Below are 22,967 nucleotides of genomic sequence, written 5' to 3' on the forward strand. Positions count from 1 at the left end.
GATTATTATGCTATACCCAATACACGGTGAGTGTGACAAATTATGCTTTGGGTATAGGTCAAGTTTAGTCTATTTGTCATAAAAGTCGCTTTTATGACAAAAGAAAATACAACTTGCGTTTTGTTAAAAAACAACTAGTTGGCTAATAGCATGCCAATTTCGTCCAGCTCCTTGTCAAGCTTGATTTGTAAAGCAGTGTACAGACTTTCATATTGAACAAATGGGCGTGAATAGGTAACATAGCCGCCTTTTTTCTGCATAGACGAGATAACCATGAATTTTTCCTTAGGTCAGCGCTGGATCAGCGATACGGAATCAGATTTAGGATTGGGCACGATAGTGGCACTTGAGGGGCGTCAAGTGACTATTTTATTTCCTGCTAGCGGAGAAAACCGTGTTTACTCAGTACAGGAAGCACCTGTAACTCGAGTGGTATTCAACCCAGGCGATGTGATCCGCCATGTTGAAGAGTGGGAACTGCGTGTTGACAGCGTGGAAGAGCAAAATGGACTATTTTGCTATCATGGTACTCGAGTTGACAATGAAGAAGAGACTTCATTTAAAGAGACCTTTCTTGATCACTTCCTTAAATTCAATAAACCTCAAGACCGTCTATTCGCAGGCCAGATCGATCGTTTTGACCGTTATACGCTACGTTATCAAACTTGGCAGCATCAGTTTGATAAAGAACAGTCTCATCTCAAAGGGTTGATAGGTCAGCGTGCAAGCCTTATTCCGCACCAGCTTTACATTGCCGATGAAGTCGGTAAGCGTTTTGCACCTCGCGTACTTCTGTCTGATGAAGTAGGCCTAGGTAAAACCATTGAAGCAGGTATGATTTTACACCAGCAAATCTTATCTGGCCGTGCCAACCGTGTGTTGATTGTAGTTCCTGAAAACTTGCAACATCAATGGTTAGTCGAGATGCTACGCCGCTTTAACCTGCACTTTTCTATTTTTGACGAAGAGCGTTGTAGTGAAGCGTATGCAGATGCACCGAATGTATTCGAAACAGAACAACTGGTACTGGTTAGTCTAGAATTTATTACCAAAAAGCGCCGCTGGTTTGAGCAAGCTACACTCGCCGATTGGGATCTACTGATTGTCGATGAAGCGCACCACCTGACAGTCACTAAGGAAAAGCCAAGCACTGAGTATCAACGTATTGCAGAACTTGCTCAAGACATTCCTGGATTGATCTTGCTAACTGCAACACCAGATCAGCTTGGCCACCGCAGTCACTTTGCGCGTTTGCAGCTGCTAGACCCTGACCGTTTCTATGATTACGACGTGTTTGTAGAAGAGGAAAGCCATTATAAAGAAGTTGCAGAAGCCGCGAACAACTTACTGCAAGATAAAAAGCTAGATGCAAAAGAAGAGCAAACACTTTGTACATTGCTAAAAGAAACCGATATTTCAGAGCTGCTAGCAAAGGCACAAAATGGCGATAGCGACGCCAAAGCTGAAATCTTGTCTATGCTATTAGACCGCCATGGTACTGGCCGTATTCTATTTAGAAATAGCCGTAGTGGCATTGATGGCTACCCAAGTCGTTTATTACATCAATACCCAGTACCTTTACCCAAGCAATACAAAACAGCCATGTCGGTAATGGGTAACATTGGCGGCATTCAAAGCCCTGAATTTAACGCGATGCGTGCATTATTCCCTGAAAAAATCTTCCAAGAATTTGAAGGTGAAGGAAGCGGCTGGGCACAGTTCGACCCCCGCGTTGAGTGGTTAATTGCTAAATTAAAAGAGCTAAAGCATGAAAAAGTACTCCTTATTTGTGCCAAAGCAGAAACCGCGATTAGCCTTGAGCAGGTGTTACGTGAACGTGAAGCCATTAAAGCGGCAGTATTCCACGAAGGCATGTCGATTATCGAGCGTGACCGTGCGGCGGCATTTTTTGCCGATGAATACGATAGTGCGCAAGTATTGCTCTGTTCAGAAATTGGCTCTGAAGGTCGAAACTTCCAGTTCTCACATCACTTAGTGCTATTTGATCTGCCGCTTAACCCTGACTTGCTTGAGCAACGTATTGGTCGCCTTGACCGTATTGGTCAAAAACATGATATCAATATTCATGTGCCTTACTTTGAAAACACCGCACAAGAAGTATTACTACGTTGGTATCACGAAGGCTTAGATGCGTTTGAAACCACCAGCACAACAGGACAAATGCTGTATAAATCTTTCTCTGATGATTTGCTGGCGCTAATTGCTGAACATAATTGTGACGAAGACGAGCTAGATCCATTATTAGAGCAAGCCGCAAAAGAAAATGCTCAGCTGCGCACAAAGATGGAGCAAGGCCGAGACCGTCTACTTGAGCTTCACTCTAGTGGTCAAGGTAAGACAGATAACATCGTTGCTGAAATCGAAGCGCTTGATAACGACGTAATCTTGCCTGCATTCATGATTAATGTGTTTGATACTTTTGGTGTTAATCAAGAGGACAAAGGCGAGAATACCATTATCCTGAAGCCTACTGAGCACATGCTAAACCCATCGTTTCCATGCTTAAAAGACGACGGGATCACGGTAACCTTTGATCGCGACACAGCATTATCGCAAGAAGATGCGCATTTTATTAGCTGGGATCACCCTATGGTCAGTGGCGTCATGGATATGATTTGCAACGACGACTTTGGCTGTGCATCCGTTGCGCTGTTGAAAAACAACAAGTTACCTGTAGGCACTTTCTTTGTTGAATTGATCTTTGTGGCTGAGTCTTCGGCACCTAAGTCACTGCAATTAGGTCGCTTTTTACCTCCCACGCCAATTCGCGTGCTAATGGACAAAGGCGGGAACGACTTAGCACAAAATGTTGCATTTGATGCTTTCAATCAGCAACTTTCTGCCGTTGGCAGACAAACAGGTAGTAAACTTGTAAATGCACTACAAAGCGCAATCCATCCACTTATCACACAAGCAAGTGATATCGCCCAAACTCAGCTTGAAAGTATTCAAGCCAGTGCGATGGATAAAATGCAAAAGCAACTCGGTGATGAGCAAGGTCGTCTGCAAGCACTAAAAGCCATCAATCCTAATATTCGCGATGAAGAGATAAAGGTTTTTGATAAACAAAGAGCGGAGCTGAGCACACACATTGAAAAAGCACAGCTCAAGTTAGACGCTATTCGTTTGATTGTGGTTGCGAACCAGTAACTCCCTAGCATGAAGAGAGCTGCGGCTCTCTTCATGCTACCGCTTAATAAGCAACTCATATATAATACCCGGCTTGGTTCTTGTTCGTACAGAGGCAGCTGGTGTTATTAAATTACGCTCCCCCCCTTTCTCCCTATCTTGACATTTTGTACCAAGATGAAGATATGTTAGTGATCAATAAGCCCAGTGGTTTACTTACTGTACCAGGCAAAGATCCAAAACACTGGGACAGCGCTATCGCCAGAGTAAATTTTGTTTACCCCACAGCAAGAATTGTACACCGCCTTGATATGGCAACATCGGGCGTATTATGCCTTGCCATGCACAAAGCAGCGCATCGACACCTGAGCATCCAATTTCAAGACCGCTTAACCCACAAATACTACATCGCTCGAGTTCATGGCAAATTACAGCAACAAACGGGCTCTGTTGATTTACCACTTGTGTGTGATTGGCCAAATCGCCCAAAACAAATGGTTTGCCATGAAACAGGAAAGCCTTCATTAACGCATTTTGAAGTCATCGAATATGAAGCGCAGGCCACCCGAGTTAAATTGACTCCCATCACTGGGCGCTCTCATCAACTCAGAGTCCATATGCTTTCACTTGGACATGTCATTCTTGGCGATCGACTATATGCCAAAGATGAAGCATTAGCAGCAGCGAAGCGGCTGCAATTACATGCACAGATGTTGCAAATTTCACATCCCACAACCAATGAGATGATGACCTTTACTGCCCCCACACCTTTTTAACTTAAGATGTAGATAAGGAATAAACTAATAATAATGGAGTAAATATTGAGCCGAAGTTAACGCCCAGATTAACGCTTGGTCAGTCACTAAGCAAACTGGGGAAAAACCATGCGGTTGACACAAAAATTGCAATACTATGGTTTCGTGATCGGCAGATGTTTTATATACTGTAGTTGTTCCCTAGCTCGTCGGACAGCTGATTAAGTCCCTGAGCCGATAAATTTCGTTTAGGATAGCAGTTTGTCTACTATTGAGCATGCTCGGCATGTACCGAGAAGCCTACGGTAGGCTGTTGCTCTCCGCCTTGAACCTCAGGGTTCAAGGGCTGACATTGGCATCCACGAAGCCGGGGAACAATCTCCTCTTTCTTTATTCAATTGCTTTTTATCTATACATTTGCAACAACAAACATCTCTTCAACCTCACTAACTTTTATCAAGTTCAACATTTAAAGCTCTGTGAATGTAAGTATCCTGAACTTGGGTTAAGTAATCTGAGCTTCGGTTAAGTAAGGATCTACAATTAGTATCTCCTAGAAAACTTTTACCTGTTTTGATAACCTTTTGTTCTATTCCATAGTGAAAGAATATTTTAGCAAAATCACTAAAACCGCTATAGTTTCGCGTTATTTTTTAATGTTTCGAAAGGTATCATGATGTCTTTTGCTGTTATCGCCGCATTGGTGGTGTTTGTTGCCATACTTTTCGGTCTTTATCGCTTTCAACAGCGCGCTGAAACGCTCTCTCGCACTGTATTACTCGGCTTAGTTGTCGGTAGTGTATTTGGGCTCGCACTACAATTTGTTTTCGCTAATGATCTCTCGACAAAACAAACAGTATTAGATTGGGTCGCTATTGTTGGCAGTGGCTATGTAAACTTGCTTAAAATGGTGATCATGCCTCTGGTATTAGTGTCTATGATTGCAGCAGTGGTCAAGCTCGACAATCAAGGCTCTCTCGGTAAGATTTCTTTTGTCACTATCGCTATATTAGTATTTACCACGGCGATTGCTGCCCTGATTGGTATTTTTATCACTCAAGCATTTGGGCTAAGTGCAGCGGGCTTGGTGGAAGGCGCGCGCGAAACTGCACGAATTGCTGTACTTGAACAAAGAGCAACAACAGTCGCTGATTTAACCATCCCACAAATGTTGCTCAGCTTTGTACCAACTAATCCATTTGCAGACTTAACAGGCGAACGTTCTACCTCTATTATCGCTGTGGTAATTTTTGGCGTATTAACTGGTATTGCCGCCCGTAGAGCCATCATGGAAGAGTCAAACTTAAGCAGCCCAATAAAGAATGCGGTTGAGGGCGCACAAGCCGTTGTACTTCGTCTTGTACGTATGATCATCGCCCTTACACCTTATGGTGTTGCAGGCTTGATGGCAAAAGTAATAGCAACATCAAGTATGGCCGATATAGTTAGTCTATTAGGCTTTATCATCGCGTCTTATGTGGCAATTTTACTGATGTTTGTTGTCCATGGCTTGTTAGTTACTTTGGTTGGAGAGAATCCAAAACAGTTTTTCCAAAAGATTTGGCCTGTTTTAACGTTTGCCTTCACCTCTCGTAGCTCTGCGGCAACCATTCCACTTAATGTTGAAGCGCAGATCCACAAGCTCAATGTACCTCCCGCCATCGCAAATTTATCCGCTTCATTTGGTGCGACAATCGGACAAAATGGTTGTGCTGGTATCTATCCAGCGATGTTGGCGGTCATGGTTGCGCCAACGGTTGGCGTTGACCCTTTTGCTATCGACTTCATCGTATCCTTAGTCGCAATGGTCGCAATTAGCTCATTTGGCATTGCAGGAGTTGGCGGTGGCGCCACCTTCGCAGCTCTAGTTGTGTTACCTGCTATGGGACTTCCCGTGACAATTGCTGCACTGCTAATTTCAATTGAGCCATTAATTGATATGGCAAGAACGGCACTCAATGTATCAGGCTCAATGACTGCAGGTACTGTAACAAGCAGACTATTGAAACAAAAAAATATGGATGAAGCGGCCTAATTAAATCTGTTCAGAGGTAGTGTTGTATCACTACTTCTGAACTAGGCTCTCTTAAACCCAGAGTTTTTAGTCGGTAAAACAAAGTACTAAGGCACTTAGTTCACAAACCCTCTAAATACCATTAGACTTACAGCATCAGAAAATGAAGTTATGAGTTGTAACACGTTATGCCGACGATAGTAAAATGCCCAACCTGCCAAAAAGATGTTGAGTGGGCTGATAAGAGTCAATTTCGCCCATTTTGCTCTAAGCGCTGTCAGCTTATTGATTTGGGTGACTGGTCAGATGAATCTAACAAGATTTCTTCCCCGATGAAAACCGGCGAACTTACTCAGCAAGATACACAAAGCTTAATTGAAGACATCGAAGCTGCTTTAGCAAAAAATGAAGACAGTTTTTTCAAAGAGTAGTAGAGGCCGTTATCGGCCTTTCATTACTTTTTATTTCCAAAAAATACCGCTTGTACAAGCGTTTTAGTAGGTTATTACAGCACTAAATAAGTAAAAAATACTGACGGCTAACAATCGTTAATTTGATTCTCTTTGTTCATTACTTTCTGTATCAGGCTCAATCTTTTTTGTACCTTGTTCATAGCTTTTTGCTATGTGCCCCGCTCCTTCCAAGATATCGCTTAGTTGAATGCGGCAGATTTCTGATAATTTTATCAATGTACCTAAACGAAATGAGCTGGTTCCATTTAGGTAATCATCTAACGTGGTTAGACCGATCCCAAGCTTTTGACTCACTGTTTTTTTAGTGTAGCCCTTACGCTTTTTAAGCTCTTTAAGCAACTCTCGGATCCTAAGTGTCACCTCATATTCTTCAGGTGTCTGCATGTTTTCCTCAGTGATACCTAGTAACCAGCAATCAACAGCGTTCGTAAAACGACTTTACTTATAGACAAAAGTTACCGGTAAGGTTGTGTGCGTAAATTAATAACCATTTCAATTAAACACTATTGCAAAGAGTTATCAGCAGACTTGCCATATGTACTCTTAATCGAAAAATATCACAACATCCACATGTTATCAACATGTAACTCTAGGCGATACTATTCGTGGGCTTTACGCACACACCAATATTTTAATGGTAATTAAGTAAACACTTTGGTGAGGTAGGTATTATTGTGGAAATAGAGATAAGATAAGCCCTTAGCAAAGACGACCAAGGGCGAGATATTTTAAGAAAAAGGATCATTTACTCGGCTTTATTTGCTCTTTTGTGCTTACGGTGTGATTTAAGCGTTTTGATTTTTTCACGTTGTGTTTCATTTAATACGTGAAAAACTTTGTGTCGAGTCTCCATTGCCAGTAATGCCCAAGCTTGTTTTTTGTCTTGACCCTTTTCAAGCAACAGCTGTGCCTGTACCTTGTCAAACACCTCTGCGTCCATTAATGCTTTCAACTCTTCACGATGTGATTTACGTACGTCTTTGCCTTTTTCTTTCAGTGCTCTTTTTGCCGCTTTGAAATCAGCATAGATGGTTGCTAATTGTGATTGCTGCGAATCGCTCAATTCCAACAATTTTTGGCCTTTATCTGATAGTAATAATCGTGCTGAATGCTCTAACTGCCGACCCATAGATCCCGCATCTGCATTGAAGCTAACTGCTGATAAGCTCAGTACTGTTGCTAATGCTAAAGTTGATAGTAATCTCATTATTTTGGCTCCTTGTTTGCCGTTGCTTTGTCACCTCCTAATCTAGCAATAGACAAGAAAAGGAACGTCAAATCAGGGTAAAGTTTTGTCAGTGCTTTGCAAAAAAACGCAAAGGCAATTTACATACCGCAATAAAGTAAGGTGTAATACATCATGGGATAGACACTGTAATTATCTTTTCAATCGCCGCCGGATAAAGTATGACCATAAGACATAGCATTTTACTTATAGATGATGACCAAGCACTTTGTGATCTTTTGCACGAGTATTTTAGTGCTGAAGGTTTTGAAGTCGACATGGAGCATACAGGTACTGAAGGGCTCCAGCGCGCGTTAAAGCAAAACTTTGACCTTATATTGTTAGATGTCATGCTCCCTGAGATGGATGGCTTTGAAGTGTTAAAATCGTTGCGTTTACAAAAAATGACGCCAATTATTATGCTCACCGCAAAAGGGGACGATTTTGATCGTATTTTTGGTCTTGAGTTGGGAGCAGATGATTATATACCCAAGCCATTTAATCACAGAGAGCTACTTGCACGGGTTAAAGCGATCACCCGCAGAGTGGATCATTATAAGCACCACAGCCCTCAAGACACCTTTACTATTCATCAGCTTAGCTTAGACATCGGCGCAAGGAGCGCCTCTGTGAGTGGAGAGTTCTTATCACTGACGGGAACTGAATATGAAGTGCTGCAATTATTGGTGAGATCTGCCGGTGAGGTTGTTGATAAACAAACTATATCTCGTCAAGTCTTAGGCAGGCCACTGGTGCCCTATGACCGCTCAATTGACATGCATGTATCCAACGTTAGGAAGAAAATAGCAGCTTTGAGCGACCATACTTATATCAAAACGATACGTGGTTCTGGTTATATATTTTTGAAGGCATAATGAATGAAGCGGTACTTATTAGTTAAGGTATTTGCATGGTTTTGGCTAACCATCATAGCTACCCTTCTACTTTTGCTTGGGATAAGCCTGTTACAGCCAGACGTTGTGGAAACTAAAAAGATCTCAAGGTCGATGCTGCATAATTTACAGCAATTAGAGCAAGTCTTAACCCAAGTCAGCCGACGCCCCAACTTTGAGTTAAGTAATATCGCAAAATTACGCAAAAGAAAGGCGAGAAATATCTACCTAAGTCACCGCGTTCGTGAAAAGAGTATTGCCGCAAATCCAAGGTTCAAAGCACTTGACCTCGATTTACTTAGCTTTACAGAAGATACCAAACCACTGGCCATTTACACACCTGAATATAAAGCATTCGGGCCGCTTGAAGTCACACTGAATAATGATAACTATCGCCTTTATTTGATATTTGAAAATCACACGCCAGGTGCAATTATTAAGCTTAGAGCATTGCCGCTGTGGGCTAAAATTGCGGTGGTATTAGGCGCGAGTTTATTGCTGTGTTTTTGGTTTACCAGAAACTTGCTTACACCAATTAAGGCACTGCAAATAAGCGCAGCCAAGCTATCTCAAGGTGACTTAAGCAGCCGTGCAAACATAGACAAAAAGCGTCAAGACGAACTTGGTCAACTAGGCCATGACTTCAACCTGATGGCTGATAAGTTAGAGTCTTTGGTCAATAATCAAAAGCGCCTGCTTGCAGATATTTCTCATGAGCTTCGCTCTCCGCTTACCCGCTTGCAAATGGCGACGGGATTGGCCGCAGGCCACGCAACGAAGGACAACCAAGGTTACTTTGAGCGCATAGAGCGTGAAGCACAATTAGTGGAGAACATGCTCGGTGATATTTTGCATTTGTCAAAACTAGAAGCCGACCAAATACCAATAGAAAAACAGCCGATCCCCCTCAATGAGCTACTCGACCCAATCATCGAAGATGCTCTGTTTGAGGCGCAACAATTAAGCAAGCAATTTGTCGCCAGCACAATACCTGAAGTAACGCTCAATGGTGATGCTATGCTGCTAAATCGCGCCTTTGAAAACATCATTCGTAATGCCATTAAATACGCAAATAGCACGATTAACCTCGATATTCAGAGTACCAACGAGCAGCTCCTTTGTATCATAAAAGATGATGGCAAGGGGGTGAGTGAAGATATGTTAGACAAGCTTTGTATCCCGTTTTTTCGAGTTTCAGCTGCACGCACACCAGAGCATAATCAAAAAGGAGGGTTTGGTTTAGGGCTTGCCATTGCCCAACATGCACTAAAAGTGCATGATGCCCATATTGAATTTACTAACAACGTTGGCCTTCAGGTCAGCATTCGTATTCCGTTATATAGGTAGTCATGTTTTATAGCTGCAGCGAGCAATTAGAATCTCACCTTCCTGAAATAGATAAACACTGGCAACAGTGTCAACGAGGCTTTTTTGATACTCCTCACGGCAAGCTTTTTTATGTTTATCATATACCAAAAAGACCACGGTTTGCTTTGGTATTGGTTAATGGGCGTATTGAATCCGCGCATAAATATAGGGAGTTGTTATGGGAACTGGCACAAAATAATATCGCAGTATATACCTATGATCACCCAGGGCAAGGGTATTCTCCTCGCTTGTTAAAAAACAAACACATTGGCTACGTAAAACGATTTGATGATTACGCAGCGACTCTCCACTGTTTTATGCAGCAAGTTGTCAATCCACACAACACTCTGCCTCTGTTTATACTGGCGCATTCTATGGGAGGAGCGATCACCTGTAACTACTTAGCGCTGTATAACCCTAGCAATATTAAAGGCGTGTATTTATCAGCACCAATGCTTGGGATCAACACCGCTCCCTACCCTGCTTGGGTTGCTGAAGCCATTGCTGGATTGGCATGTCTAGTAGGATTAGGCAAACAATATGCTATCGGTCAGCAACAATACCAAAGTAAACCGTTTCAAGATAATGATCTGACAGATTGCCCTATTCGTTACGCTTTATTTAGAGGGTTATACGATCAATATCCTGAACTACGACTTGGAGGAGTTAGCTTCGCCTGGCTTTATACTGCACTGCAAAAATGTCGAGCACTGACCAAAATCGAGCTAAATATTCCAGTCCGCGTCGCTTGTGCAACTCACGATAGTATCGTCGACAACAAGGCACAGATCCGCTTTGCCGCGCACCATGATAAGGTGACACGTACCGAGTTTGCAGGAAAACATGAGCTGCTTTGCGAGCAAGACATAACTCGCAGAGCCGTGCTTAGAGATTTTTACGAATTTACAGGGGTATTACCGAGTGCAAGCGATACAGGGTCCTGATGGATAAGAATATCCATCTCACACTCAAACTCTTCTTTAATACTGGCTACCACTTCATCTGCAACATTATGTGCTCGCATCAACGGCATATCATCATCTAGCTCTAAATGGAGCTGGATAAACTTTATTTTTCCGCCTTGCCTTGTACGTAAATCATGTACACCATAAACATCTTCATGGCTTGAAGCAATAAGCACAATTTGCGCCTTTTCATCGTCTGGTAACTCTTTATCCATCAAGTGCGCAGCGCTTTCTTTGGCAATGTCCCAGCTGTTGTAAAGTAAGTACATTGCAACAGCGATAGCAAAAATAGGATCCGCGTAGCCAATGCCATAAAAGTTCAGCAATACCGCGACCAATACAGCTAGGTTAAGTAAAATATCACCTTTATAGTGCAATGAATCGGCTTTAATTGCGATAGATTGAGTACGTTTGACAACTTGATACTGCACCGCAACAACTAACAATGTGCAGACAATAGCAAATAAACTCACCCATACCCCAAATAAAGAATGGGGAATTTGTGTAGGGTTAATGATCCGCTCTACACCATGAAATGCTAGTAAACTGGCCGACCCTGCAATAAATGCCGCTTGCCCGAGCCCAGCTAGCGCTTCAGCCTTACCGTGACCAAACCTATGATCATCATCAGCCGGTCGCAATGCGTAACTTAACACAAACAAGTTCATCAACGACGCACTAATATCAAGTAATGAGTCGGTTAAAGAGCCGAGCATTGCTGCGCTTCCAGAAGACAGCCAAGCCCAACACTTCGCTGCTATCATCACCCCTACAATAGCAATCGTGAATATACTGGAAAATCTCACCCAAAACTCGTAGCTACGACTCACATTTACCCCTTAGAAATACCCAACTGACTAACGAACCACCCACGAAAGTATGGCGATATACTTATATTACAGGGTAATGGTTTGAAATGAAAAACAGATTACGAATGTCAATTTTTTTGCAATAGTCTCATGTTCAGTTGCTGCACGCTCCTATCTGTGTTCATTACTTTGATAAGTTAAAGAGATGCAAAGCTCTATACTTGCTGTGCTTTTCTTTTACCCCGGTCACACGTGTAATTCTGATTGGAGATGGGCTATACTGCCGTGCAAATTTTTATTGAGGCTTATCATGTTAGACATCGTTTTATATCAACCCGAGATCCCACCTAATACTGGTAATATTATTCGTTTGTGTGCCAATACTGGATATTCGCTGCACTTAATTGAACCTTTGGGATTTGAATGGGATGATAAACGAGTAAGGCGTGCAGGCTTGGATTATCATGAATTTAGCGAAGTCGAGCGTCATCCCAATTTTGAGGCTTACCTTGCTAAACGTAACCCAAAAAGAGTATTTGCTTGCACAACAAAAGGTACTAAATATCATCACGAGGTGGCCTACGAAGAAGGTGACTGCTTGCTGTTTGGTCCTGAAACTCGCGGTCTACCAGAAGAGATAATTTTCTCATTACCAGAGCCACAACGCGTGCGTATTCCAATGCGCCCAGATAGCCGTAGTATGAACCTGTCCAATGCTGTCTCAGTATTTGTATATGAGTCTTGGCGACAACTTGACTTTAACGGTGCAAAATAACCAGTTCTATATCAAGCGCTCCTAGCATACCGCAACCTTATCCATTGCAAGCAGGAGCAGTAACAGTACAGTCATCCACGAAAAAGGCGCCTCGCGACGCCTTGCTAACTTTAATTTACATTAACTTTAGGGATTCAGTATTTAAATTTCGGCGTGGTGTAAAATAGTACCAACAATATCACTAAATTTATTCGCTGGTTTAATTGAATTTACCGCTCGTCCACAGGCTTTCAGCAAATCAATAAGATCAAAATAACCCACTGGGTAAAGCGTTGAGTCATCTATCACTAATAAGAACTCGTGACCTGCCTCTTCCATGGTTTTTAATACTTTGCCAACGACAGCCTGACTTGTTTGTTTAAGTGTAATTTGACGCAGCTCTGAAAGTGGGATCATGACATCATTTACAGTCAAATCTCGTCTAGTACAGCCACGTTTTTCGGCCATACTCAATACATAACGGCTGCCAAGCCTAGCGTTCGATATCATACCTACCAGCTTTTCTTGGCTATCAACAACGAAACTTGCTCTGCGGTGCGTTTTAGTCAACACTAGTGCGGCTTCATCAATACTACTATTTTCATCAATATGCTGCATTGGTGACAAATGCAAAGTGTGCATAAGACAATGCGCTGGAGCCTGTTCAAGATTATCAGTACCGCACGCAGGAAAATGATTTTCAGCAAGTTCATAGGCAAACACAGGCTGTGTTTTTATAACGGTGTTAGTGTTCATAGATCACCTCTATCTTTAAATTAATTAAGCACGGAAAAGGACTAAATTAATCTACAACAGGTGGTGCTCTTATTGATTCATATAAAGCATTGGAAAAACAATAGGTAAGCTTTGGGTGTTCAATAACAAAATCGCTAGTGGCGACTAAACTGCGGGGGGCAGAGACAGCACAAGTGTCAATGTCAGGATTTACGTTCGAGTTGTCTAAATCAACAACAATAGGCGTAACAGCCAGTGTAGAGTCACATTTAGCAGCATCGGCCGTTGACATAGTCAACAGACTCAACATACAAAATGTAATAACCCAACGAACTAATTGCATCACGCTCTCACTTCCACTGCCATAATCTGAGTGTATGGGCTGTTTCTTGCGTTTACAAGTATTATTTCTGATCTATTCACTAAACCACTAAATGTATTCAGGTTAATTTTTACACGCTAATATTGCCATAATATAGGCTGAGATAAATTGTTACTAATCTCCTGTTAGCCGCTCCAAGTTTAGCGCTATACTAGGGGCAACATTTTTGATATCTGTCTAAAATTAAAGCGTAAAGTCAAACCTGTTGGCGTTATAAATAGTCTATTTTGGAATAAGCACCTTTACCGCTAACAAGCTTAAAATTTTATGATTTAGTGTTGTTAAATAAGGTATTCTTACGAAGTTAGCGCCCACTTTATCCTCTTAGTTTATTCAGGTATTCAGTCATATTGGTATCACAACACGAGGTGTAATGTGCAACTATCACGCGGTATCGAGTACTTTATTGCCGGCTTTTCTTTGATCACCCAAAAAGGGCTTAAACGCTTTGTGCTTATCCCTCTCACCATAAATGTATTGCTATTTGGTGCATCGCTATTTTTTCTTTACGACTGGCTGACCCAAGGGTTTGATTACCTGAATGGATTATTACCAGAGTGGCTAAGTTGGCTAGAGTGGTTAATGTGGCCCATCGCTATTTTAGTGATACTTTTTAGCTATAGTATGATTTTCACGGTTATAACCAACTTTATTGCCGCTCCCTTCAATGGACTGTTATCTGAAAAAGTGGAACTTCACCTTACCAACCAGAAAATCAATGATGACAAGCTCTTTGATATTGTAAAAGATGTACCACGGATGCTAGGACGAGAGTGGACAAAGCTGTGTTACTACCTGCCACGCGCCCTTGGCTTTTTTATATTACTTTGGGTACTACCTATTGTCGGTCAAATTTTATGGGTTATGTTCACATGTTGGATGTACAGTGTTCAATATAATGACTACCCATTTGATAACCATAAAATTCACTTCAAAAGAATGAAGGACGATTTAAAAAGTAAGCAAGGGCTGTCTTACGGTTTTGGCTTTGCGGTGTTCGTATTAACCTCAATTCCATTTGTGAATCTAATAGTAATGCCAGTGGCGGTTTGTGGGGCTACTAAACTTTGGGTAGAAAACTACCGACAGCAGTACCGTCACTAATAGTGAACATATCCTATTACACAGATTTGTTTGGGTAAGTAGCACTTCTGAAACAAGTCAACGGTAGCAGCATCGCTTTTCGCGCCCTGCTACCTGTTGAGTGCCTAATCTACGCTTGGTTTTCTACCAGCTGTTATCCCTCACTACTGCGTAAAATTTATTGACAATAGGCTAGAAAGAATAGCAATAGGTTTCCTATTTAACCCGAGGTTTGGATAAGGCGTGCTCCAACTCATTGTTGCTAAAGTACAACTTTGTTTTTTCCTTGTCTAGCCAAAGAGTTTTAGGGAAAACACCGCTTCGCGTCTTGCTCTCACTAAGTCCTGTAGCAAGGCAAAGGTTTTGCTATTTATACCAATTTTCTGAATTAAGTGGTCTATTTTGAGGCGAGAAAATCTTGTCGATAACTCCGCTACCGCGTCCTGCTATCGCTAAGGTACCTACATCCATATAGGCAAGGCAAAAATTTTGCTATTTAGTTGTTCTAAATAAGAAATTTTTAACGCGGTTAGCATCAGATTGACTTCTTCAAATTGCGCAAGTACTAAGTCAAATTGGTATTACGCTTCCAACTTGAGCAAGCACTGAGGTTAATTGGTATTAATGTTTTACTACGCAACTAAAATAAAGTGATGTTTATCAGAACAACAAGGTATCAATAAGCTAGATATGTCAATTTAGACTGTATAAAAGCAAAAAGCCTCGCGATTGCGAGGCTTTTTAAATGATGGTGCCCAGAGGCGGAATCGAACCACCGACACGAGGATTTTCAATCCTCTGCTCTACCGACTGAGCTATCTGGGCAAATCTTTTTAGTATCTTAATCCTTAGAGGGATTTTCAATACAACTCCAATTAGCTCTACCAAATGAGCTATCTGGGTAAATCTTTTATTTTCTAAATAACTTAGTTATCTAGAAAATATAGGCTAACGCCTAAATTAAATGGTGCCGACTATCCGAGTCGAACGGATGACCTACTGATTACAAGTCAGTTGCTCTACCAACTGAGCTAAGTCGGCACACTAAATTAGTGGTGCCCAGAGGCGGAATCGAACCACCGACACGAGGATTTTCAATCCTCTGCTCTACCGACTGAGCTATCTGGGCAAATCTTTTTTATCTAAAAAACTCAATCTATTAAGTTATCTAGAAATATAGGCTAGCGCCTAAATTAAATGGTGCCGACTATCCGAGTCGAACGGATGACCTACTGATTACAAGTCAGTTGCTCTACCAACTGAGCTAAGTCGGCACACTAATTCGTGTACCATGCAGTTTCTGCATGCACCACATTGCTAATGCAATGATTTTTAATTTGGTGCCCAGAGGCGGAATCGAACCACCGACACGAGGATTTTCAATCCTCTGCTCTACCGACTGAGCTATCTGGGCGTGCGGCGTATTAAACGGGTTTTGCGGTTCTAAGTCAACCCTTTTTTTAAATACATTTATCGTTTGCACAGTTTTCAGGCAAAGCGGTCAAAATACCGCATTTTCGATGAAAAAACACGCAAGGCAGGCTAATTTCCAGTTTTAAACGCTTTTATCTGACTATCCCTGTACATATAGCATGAAGGCTAGCCACCTTTATATAGCAGTAAGCTCCCCCTCAAGTAATAGTCACCACTGTGTTGTTCTGGTTCTTTTACTTGCCGCTATAATGTTGCTTTGCATCCAACCGCTTCAGTAAGATATCAATTACCTTCTCCACGGCTAATTTAGCATTAACCGTGTCGCCATTTGTGACTGCAAGAATCGCAACATTTCTTTCAGGTAATACAAGGTTGTCTAAATAGAATGTCCCGGTAAAGCCGTTATGATGAAACCGACTGTCATTAGGTGTAAGGATCCAACCTAATCCATATTCAGGCGTGACTGGCGTTAATAGTCGTGCATATGAACTGGCACTAATCAGATTATCATTACCCCTAGCACCGGCTAAATACGCCCCCAAGTAAATAGATAAGTCATGTAGTGTCGTATTGATTAACCCCGCAGGTCCAATCACTTTTGGTAAATCCACTCTATCTGTTGGCGTAATTGGGTGCCATTTACCTTCTCTCATTTGATGACCACTGGGCTGTCCATCTGGGTCATCATCACTAGCAGATCCAAAACCAACATCCGCCATCCCTAGTGGCTCGAATAGCTCTTGAGCAATAAGGCTTTCCCATGCTTGCCCGGTGACACGCTCTAACATATGGCCGGCAACAACATAACCGGCATTACTATATAGATAAGTCCCTTGCGGCACGGATCTTTGTGCATTTAATAGTTCGATAGTCCAATCATATCGTTGGCTCGTCATGTCTCTATTATCACGGTGCCACTTCCCCGAATACATAGACGCTAAATCCCGTTGCAACCCTGAAGTCATTGAAAGCAAGCTATTTAAGGTAACAGACTCAAGTTCTGGATTAATCTTACCTATAAGCTCTGGAAATATGTCGGCCACTTGACTATCGAACTCTATGACTCCTTGCTCAACAAGGCGTGCAGCCAATGTGGCAGTCATGGATTTGCTAAATGAACCAATAGACCACCTATCAAAGGCAGATACAGGGACTTGCCCAGTACTGCTTCGCACTCCAGTAACATCCAATTCGATTAATTCGTCCCCAGAAATGATAAAACCTCCCAATGCAGGCATGCTAAACTCGGCACGGATCAGCTCTAACTGATGAAAGAGTTGATCATCTCCGGCAACACCATATGGGGAAGTAAAGCCGACGCTGGGCTCGGTGGGAGTTTTAAGAGTAATGATTGATTTATCATTGTTATTACAGGCGCTGAACAGCAACACACATAATATGGCACAGAACCACGCTGGTACCCGTCGAGATTGATGTGAAAACATTAAGATATCCTTATAAGCGGGGAAGTTAACCAATATTACTTTATAAAAACGTTACTTAATATTTAATATTTATTAAAAAGCCATGATAACCATACTGATAAAAGACTACAGCTTTACTTTCAACACCCTGATTATTTTGATATTTTCAATACTCTTTTCTTTACCTCGATTTTAGTCACTGGTTGAAAAACGAGAGGTAAAAAGCTGTCGAAGGTGTTACGATTGCAACAGATGATACGTATAAATAATTCTTGCGAGATAAAGCATGCCAAATAGCGCAAACACTAACGGACAAGTACTCTTTCTTTTTGTCGCAATTCTTATAGTTGGAATGTGTAGCGCCACTGGGGCCTATTTACTTCCCAAGCAAACAAAAGCGCCAACCACAGCGACGGCTAACCTTAAACAGCAATCAACGACCATCTCTGAACCTTTAGCAAAAGTAATTACTCAACATGGCTTTGATAATGCTAAACAAGTAGTACAGGCACTACTTAGTGGGAACGCCAACCTTGGGGCTTACCTTTATATCAATACAGGCATGGGGCAACCAAATTTGGTACTTCAACAAAGCCCGGGGGAGCCTGTTAATGCGTTAAATCGTGAGGAGTTTTATAACAAAGGCGACATGCAAGTCTACCATATGCCACTACAGTTAGACGGGCAAAATGTTGGCGAGCTTATCCTTACCTATACGCCAACACCAAGTACAACAGCCGAAGAAGACTCGATACTCGCATACGCGCTACTATTTATAAGTTTACTGGCTGCTATCTTTGTTTTTGTATTTACACAACGAAAGCTGTCTGCGACATCCAACAATGACAGTCAAGCGCTCGTAGAAGAGATAGAGCAACTCACCGCAGATAAAAATTATAAAGCGACAGTAGGTACCTACTACCGCGGTGGATTGTCTGACATCGCTTCATCTATCAATACGCTATTAAAGCAAGTTCAGACTTCGATTGAGTCTGATCAGGCCACTCAACACGAATTGAAACAGTTACAAGAAAGCCTAGAGACAGAAGTTCAGGCGCGAACATTGGCACTGGAGAAAGCCATTTTAAATGCTGAGCGTGCCAGCGATGCGAAAACAACTTTCTTAGCAACCATGAGCCATGAGATCCGCACTCCGATGAATGGCGTCATTGGGACTATCGATCTACTGCGACAAACCGATCTCGACGGTGCGCAGCACCGCTTAACCACCATCATTCGAGATTCTGCATTTTCATTACTTGGTATTCTTGATGACATTCTTGATTTTTCAAAAATCGAGGCAGGTAAGTTAAGAATTGATAACAGTCCTTTTTCAGTTGCTGAAACCACAGAAGAGGTTGCTCGAGTGCTCTCCTCTGTTGCCAAAAAACGTAAGCTAGATTTACAACTAGTGATAGCACCTGATATTCCAACTAACTTGGTGGGTGACACGGTTCGTGTAAGGCAAGTTCTATACAATCTATGTAGTAATGCCATTAAATTTACAACGACCGATGAGTCAACTCAAGGGTATGTCAAAATCGCAGTTGAAGTTTCACAAAATACCTCTGAGCATTATACCTTACGCTTTACCGTAACCGACAACGGTAAAGGTATGACTAAAGCACAATTAAGGGAAATCTTTAACCCATTCATCCAAGCCGAAGGCTCAATTACAAGAGAGTTTGGTGGAACCGGGCTTGGACTATCTATTTGTAAAAGTTTAATTGAGTTGATGCTTGGCAGTATTCAAGTTAATTCAGATATTGGCATGGGTAGTGAGTTCATCGTTGAGTTGCCATTTAGCGTTGACGGTAAAGTAAATTATGCAAATAAACAGCTTCTAAATGCCCGAAGCGTTGCTTTACTGACGCCAAACAAAGAAAGGCAGAATATCTTAAACCGCTATCTTTCGTTCATGGGAGCGAATGTAATGGTAATTGACGATTCAGAAATTCCAGACCACCAACATGAGGATAAGCTGATCTGGGTATTGGATGGTCTTGATGGTATGGATAGGGTTAATGAAGAATTAAGAAGTATTGTTTATTCATTAGAGAAAAACGCACAACAGGTTGTTGTTTTGAGCAAAATGGACGAAGCGGCGCTGAATCACAAGCACATCTTCTACCTCAATGCCTCGCCTTTATGTAAGTCGAGCTTCATGACGTCTATTCTTGTGGCCGCTGGACTTCATAAACCCAAAGAGATCAAACCTACACGCACAATCAATGATTTTTTAAGTGTTGATGAAGCAAGAGCCACAAATAAGCTCGTTTTACTCGTTGAAGACAACGTATTAAACCAACAAGTGCTTACTGACCAATTGCACTTACTTGGGTATGGTGTAGAGGTGGCCGAAAATGGTGAGGAAGGACTTGAGCTTTGGAAAAAAGAACACTTCCCGATTGTTCTAACCGATCTACACATGCCAAAAATGTCAGGCTACGACATGGTGAAAAACATCAGAGATTATGTGGAGACTGCGCCCGAAAACCTTGATCAGCCTTACATTATTGCGGTGACTGCAAATGCCTTAAAAGGTGAACGAGAGCGCTGCGAAACTGCAGGAATGAATGACTATATCACCAAACCTGTGGAGTTAAATGTATTAGAAACCACTTTAAACAAATGTATTGAGCAACTGCCTCAAGCAAAACAGCCGCAGCAGAGCACGGCATCCCCCGAAGTCGAAGGAGCGTCACATACTGCATCTATTGACCCACTTGCGGTTCAAAGTACTGGATCCGCTTTACCTGAAGTAGTTGATAGTCCAAGTGTTGACTCAGAACCTTTACCGACTCCAGCGATCAACATGGAGATGCTAAATAAGTATGTCAATCATGACGATGCCAAACGTAATCGTTTCTTTAGGATGTACTTAGAACAAAGTAGCCAATTGACCCGTGATATAAATGGCGCGGTTATCACTATGAACCAAGAAGAGATCATAGAAGCGTGTCATCAGTTAAAATCCATTTCAAAAACAATTGGTGCGCAAAGCGTCGCAGAAACCGCTACTGAGTTTGAAACTCTATGTAAAGAAAACACCTTAACTGGCGATCAGCTGATCCAAATGCGCGATAAATTAGAGCAAGATTTCTTGGCTGCAACTGAGTTTATCCAAGCATATTTAAGTCAAGAGGCATAACACTTTTGTTATAAGTAGCTGCTATCACATCAAATACCGTTTGCATCCACAATTGTGATGCTCACTCAAACTCACGGTAGATAGCAGCGCCTTTATATATCCGCACAAAACTAGCATCAAATGCTCTCTAATGATCTATTCGTTGTAGTGCTGAACGCATTTTATTCGCTTTCTGCCTACAAATGCTTCCCCTATTAATTCTCTGTGAGTATACTGACGCGCTTTTTTAAATTAGTTAGTCGTTACATACAACAAACACTAATTAAAATAGGTACTGGCCACCCGTTCAAAAAAAGTACAGGCATGCCATGACAGTTTACCACCATGCTTAATCAGAGCATGCAGTATTGTTTGTCGCGCATCGCTAATCTGCATTGAAAAGTGTTCTGTTTACTGCGTCTCGTTTTTTAACGTCGTATTTAAAGTAAGTTGCTCATTATTCAGTGTTGATTGAAATAACAATGGCCAGATACAACACATTGATTAAATTAGGAAGTACATATGAATTCAGTTCCGAAGGCCGGAGAATTTTTGGGTCACCCTAAAGGCCTCTTCTTATTATTTGGTACCGAAATGTGGGAGCGATTTGGCTACTACGGTATGCGTGCCATCTTAGTTCTTTACCTTGTTGCTCAAGTACAAAATGGTGGGTTTGGTTGGAATAATGCCGATGCGCTTAGCCTATACGGTACTTTTACCATGGCAGTTTATCTTACTCCTCTATTTGGTGGTTGGCTTGCCGACAACGTACTAGGTCAGCGTAAAGCCATCATCATTGGTGGTATTCTAATGGCTGCTGGCCACTTCATTATGGGTATTCCACACAGTATTGTTGCAGGACAAGAAGTAAATGTGTTTTACCTTGGCTTGGCACTACTTTGTATAGGTAACGGCCTATTTAAACCTAATATTTCCACTATGGTTGGCGATCTATACCAAGAAGGTGACAAGCGTCGTGACGGTGCATTTACTATTTTCTATATGGGTATCAACTTAGGTGGTGCACTGGGTCCACTTGTTGCGGGCTATGTTGCTGCGGTAATTAACTGGCAGGCTGGCTTTATCGCCGCAGGTGTTGGTATGGTTATTTCAGTGGTTATGCAGCTGATCTTAAGCCAAAAATATTTAGGCGATATAGGTAAAATACCCTCAGCAAAGCTATCTCAGCAAATGTCTGATTCAGCCACAAAAGCACCATTAACAAAACAAGAAAAAGACCGTATACGTGTAATTTTCACGATGAGTGTATTCTCTATTATCTTCTGGATGGGTTTTGAGCAAGCCGGTGGTCTGATGAACTTGTTCGCTAATGACTATACTAACCGCATGCTGATGGGCTTTGAGATCCCTGCTTCTTGGTTCCAATCTCTAAACTCTATTTTTATTATTATTTTCGCACCTTTAGTTGCAATGATATGGCTAAAACTGGATAAGAAAGAGCCAAACTCTCCGGTAAAGTTTGCCATTGGCCTCGTTTTCCTTGCGTTAGGCTTCTTGACTATGATGTTAGCACTGGCAACTGAAGGTGCAGAAGCAGGCGGCACACTGCAGATCAGCATGATCTGGTTGGTATTGTTCTACCTATTCCATACCTTAGGTGAGCTGTGTTTATCACCAATTGGCTTATCAATGGTAAGTAAACTTGCGCCACTACGTTTAGCGTCATTGCTCATGGGTATTTGGTTCCTATGTACAGCGGTTGCGAACAAGCTAGCTGGTCTTGTGGGCTCATTCATCGGTGAAGGCCAAGAAGCCATGAACAATGCAATGAGCATTTTCATTGGCTTAGGCGGTGTCGCTCTACTATCAGCAGTTCTCATGTATCTACTAAGCAATAAGCTCGTTGACTGGATGCACGGTGCAGAGAGCAATCATGAGCCGCACACTCAGGAGCACTATTTAGCTGAAGAGCTAGAAGTATCCGCTGAGAAGCAATAATATTTACCGTAAACCACGCTGTTCAGGCGTGGTTTACCCCCTCTCGCAGCATTAAGTGTAAAGATTTAAATACAGCCTTTCCTATTTCGCCTTTCCAATTAGTCTTATGTTCAGAACACTTCACCTCACACTCTTGATCTAGAAAAACAATAAAAGCCAGTAAAATCAAAATATAAGAAAAACCATACTTAACACCTCGTATTTTTCCTTTGGTATTTTCACTCAAAATTTAAACAAAAATAAGTTTGACTTCGTCTGTGTCGATTTTGTGTCTTTTGCATGGCAATTGTGCAACTAAATTTACAAAGTGCGCTATGGCTATTTACGCCCTTTAACTTCCCCTTTGCAGTAATTTGATTAATTATCCAGTCATAAATTCTAACAAGTCACCCAGTGCTTAATACGGGAGTAAAA

Annotated in this window: 18 protein-coding genes, 5 tRNA genes and 1 other RNA gene; 12 read left to right on the top strand and 12 right to left on the bottom strand. The window is 41.9% G+C overall.

All coding sequences use genetic code 11. The annotated features are described in order from the left end of the window. Positions 1-134 precede the first annotated feature (134 nt). Complete coding sequence (locus tag HUZ36_RS03350) at positions 135-275, bottom strand: hypothetical protein (protein ID WP_176031914.1); 141 nt, start codon at positions 273-275, stop codon at positions 135-137. Here HUZ36_RS03350 and rapA point away from each other — a divergent pair. The 5 genes from rapA (at position 274) to yacG (ending at position 6,350) form a co-directional block, all read left to right on the top strand. Continuing rightward, positions 274-3,171 carry an RNA polymerase-associated protein RapA gene (gene rapA / locus HUZ36_RS03355; protein ID WP_125251633.1) on the top strand — a complete coding sequence of 966 codons (2,898 nt, stop codon included), beginning with the start codon at positions 274-276 and terminating at the stop codon, positions 3,169-3,171. The genes HUZ36_RS03350 and rapA overlap by 2 nt on opposite strands. A 101-nt stretch (positions 3,172-3,272) precedes the next feature. Beyond that, complete coding sequence (gene rluA / locus HUZ36_RS03360) at positions 3,273-3,926, top strand: bifunctional tRNA pseudouridine(32) synthase/23S rRNA pseudouridine(746) synthase RluA (protein ID WP_176031988.1); 654 nt, start codon at positions 3,273-3,275, stop codon at positions 3,924-3,926. 174 nt (positions 3,927-4,100) lie between these two features. Further along, positions 4,101-4,283, top strand: a non-coding RNA gene (gene ssrS, locus HUZ36_RS03365) — 6S RNA. A gap of 298 nt (positions 4,284-4,581) precedes the next feature. Next, positions 4,582-5,940 carry an L-cystine transporter gene (locus tag HUZ36_RS03370; protein ID WP_176031989.1) on the top strand — a complete coding sequence of 453 codons (1,359 nt, stop codon included), beginning with the start codon at positions 4,582-4,584 and terminating at the stop codon, positions 5,938-5,940. 167 nt (positions 5,941-6,107) lie between these two features. Next, a complete protein-coding gene (yacG, locus tag HUZ36_RS03375; RefSeq protein ID WP_125251631.1) occupies positions 6,108-6,350 on the top strand; it encodes a DNA gyrase inhibitor YacG in 243 nt (80 codons plus the stop codon). A 117-nt stretch (positions 6,351-6,467) separates the two neighbouring features. Here the strand turns inward: yacG and HUZ36_RS03380 are convergent, their stop codons facing one another. Continuing rightward, on the bottom strand, positions 6,468-6,776 hold the full coding sequence (locus tag HUZ36_RS03380; protein WP_128732380.1) for a helix-turn-helix domain-containing protein: 309 nt from the start codon (positions 6,774-6,776) through the stop codon (positions 6,468-6,470). Between the two features lie 361 nt (positions 6,777-7,137). Next, positions 7,138-7,599: a Spy/CpxP family protein refolding chaperone gene (locus tag HUZ36_RS03385; protein WP_176031990.1), complete on the bottom strand. Its 462-nt coding sequence runs from the start codon at positions 7,597-7,599 to the stop codon at positions 7,138-7,140. Positions 7,600-7,799: 200 nt separating this feature from the next. Between HUZ36_RS03385 and HUZ36_RS03390 the strand changes: the two genes are divergently transcribed. The 3 genes from HUZ36_RS03390 to HUZ36_RS03400 are packed head-to-tail and all read left to right on the top strand — an operon-like array spanning position 7,800 to position 10,822. Continuing rightward, positions 7,800-8,492: a response regulator transcription factor gene (locus HUZ36_RS03390; RefSeq protein ID WP_176031991.1), complete on the top strand. Its 693-nt coding sequence runs from the start codon at positions 7,800-7,802 to the stop codon at positions 8,490-8,492. A 3-nt stretch (positions 8,493-8,495) separates the two neighbouring features. Further along, the gene (locus tag HUZ36_RS03395) at positions 8,496-9,857 is read left to right on the top strand and encodes an ATP-binding protein (protein ID WP_176031992.1); all 1,362 of its coding nucleotides are present in this window, start codon (positions 8,496-8,498) and stop codon (positions 9,855-9,857) included. Between the two features lie 2 nt (positions 9,858-9,859). Next, positions 9,860-10,822, top strand: coding sequence for an alpha/beta fold hydrolase (locus tag HUZ36_RS03400; protein WP_176031993.1), 963 nt, complete (start codon positions 9,860-9,862; stop codon positions 10,820-10,822). Here the strand turns inward: HUZ36_RS03400 and HUZ36_RS03405 are convergent. Beyond that, entirely contained in the window at positions 10,774-11,619 is an 846-nt protein-coding gene (locus HUZ36_RS03405) for a cation diffusion facilitator family transporter (RefSeq protein WP_345719114.1), read from the bottom strand. The two genes, HUZ36_RS03400 and HUZ36_RS03405, sit on opposite strands and share 49 nt — an antisense overlap. A gap of 343 nt (positions 11,620-11,962) precedes the next feature. On the opposite strand from HUZ36_RS03405, the gene trmL reads away from it, so the two are divergent. Next, positions 11,963-12,427, top strand: coding sequence for a tRNA (uridine(34)/cytosine(34)/5-carboxymethylaminomethyluridine(34)-2'-O)-methyltransferase TrmL (trmL, locus tag HUZ36_RS03410; RefSeq protein ID WP_125251625.1), 465 nt, complete (start codon positions 11,963-11,965; stop codon positions 12,425-12,427). Between the two features lie 141 nt (positions 12,428-12,568). Here trmL and HUZ36_RS03415 read toward each other — a convergent pair whose 3' ends face one another. Both HUZ36_RS03415 and HUZ36_RS03420 read right to left on the bottom strand, forming a co-directional pair. Beyond that, positions 12,569-13,162 (bottom strand): CBS domain-containing protein, encoded by a 594-nt coding sequence (locus tag HUZ36_RS03415; protein ID WP_128732375.1) that lies wholly within the window; start codon positions 13,160-13,162, stop codon positions 12,569-12,571. A gap of 46 nt (positions 13,163-13,208) precedes the next feature. Then, positions 13,209-13,484 carry a hypothetical protein gene (locus tag HUZ36_RS03420; RefSeq protein WP_176031994.1) on the bottom strand — a complete coding sequence of 92 codons (276 nt, stop codon included), beginning with the start codon at positions 13,482-13,484 and terminating at the stop codon, positions 13,209-13,211. A gap of 414 nt (positions 13,485-13,898) precedes the next feature. On the opposite strand from HUZ36_RS03420, the gene cysZ reads away from it, so the two are divergent. Then, a complete protein-coding gene (gene cysZ, locus HUZ36_RS03425; RefSeq protein ID WP_176031995.1) occupies positions 13,899-14,627 on the top strand; it encodes a sulfate transporter CysZ in 729 nt (242 codons plus the stop codon). A 728-nt stretch (positions 14,628-15,355) separates the two neighbouring features. Here cysZ and HUZ36_RS03430 read toward each other — a convergent pair. From HUZ36_RS03430 to HUZ36_RS03455, 6 genes are all read right to left on the bottom strand, one after another. Continuing rightward, positions 15,356-15,431: transfer RNA gene (locus HUZ36_RS03430), tRNA-Phe, on the bottom strand. Positions 15,432-15,571: 140 nt separating this feature from the next. Next, positions 15,572-15,647: transfer RNA gene (locus HUZ36_RS03435), tRNA-Thr, on the bottom strand. 12 nt (positions 15,648-15,659) lie between these two features. Then, a tRNA-Phe gene (locus HUZ36_RS03440) sits at positions 15,660-15,735 on the bottom strand. Positions 15,736-15,804: 69 nt separating this feature from the next. Next, positions 15,805-15,880 (bottom strand) — tRNA-Thr (locus tag HUZ36_RS03445). A 64-nt stretch (positions 15,881-15,944) separates the two neighbouring features. Then, positions 15,945-16,020: transfer RNA gene (locus tag HUZ36_RS03450), tRNA-Phe, on the bottom strand. 253 nt (positions 16,021-16,273) lie between these two features. Beyond that, on the bottom strand, positions 16,274-17,485 hold the full coding sequence (locus tag HUZ36_RS03455) for a serine hydrolase domain-containing protein (protein ID WP_128731034.1): 1,212 nt from the start codon (positions 17,483-17,485) through the stop codon (positions 16,274-16,276). Between the two features lie 265 nt (positions 17,486-17,750). On the opposite strand from HUZ36_RS03455, the gene HUZ36_RS03460 reads away from it, so the two are divergent. Continuing rightward, the gene (locus HUZ36_RS03460; RefSeq protein WP_176031996.1) at positions 17,751-20,615 is read left to right on the top strand and encodes a hybrid sensor histidine kinase/response regulator; all 2,865 of its coding nucleotides are present in this window, start codon (positions 17,751-17,753) and stop codon (positions 20,613-20,615) included. 501 nt (positions 20,616-21,116) lie between these two features. Further along, positions 21,117-22,553, top strand: a complete 1,437-nt coding sequence (locus HUZ36_RS03465; protein WP_176031997.1) for a peptide MFS transporter — start codon at positions 21,117-21,119, stop codon at positions 22,551-22,553. The last annotated feature ends 414 nt before the right edge of the window (positions 22,554-22,967 follow it).

This window comes from Pseudoalteromonas sp. McH1-7, assembly GCF_013366255.1.
In the GTDB taxonomy this organism is placed as follows: domain Bacteria; phylum Pseudomonadota; class Gammaproteobacteria; order Enterobacterales; family Alteromonadaceae; genus Pseudoalteromonas; species Pseudoalteromonas peptidolytica.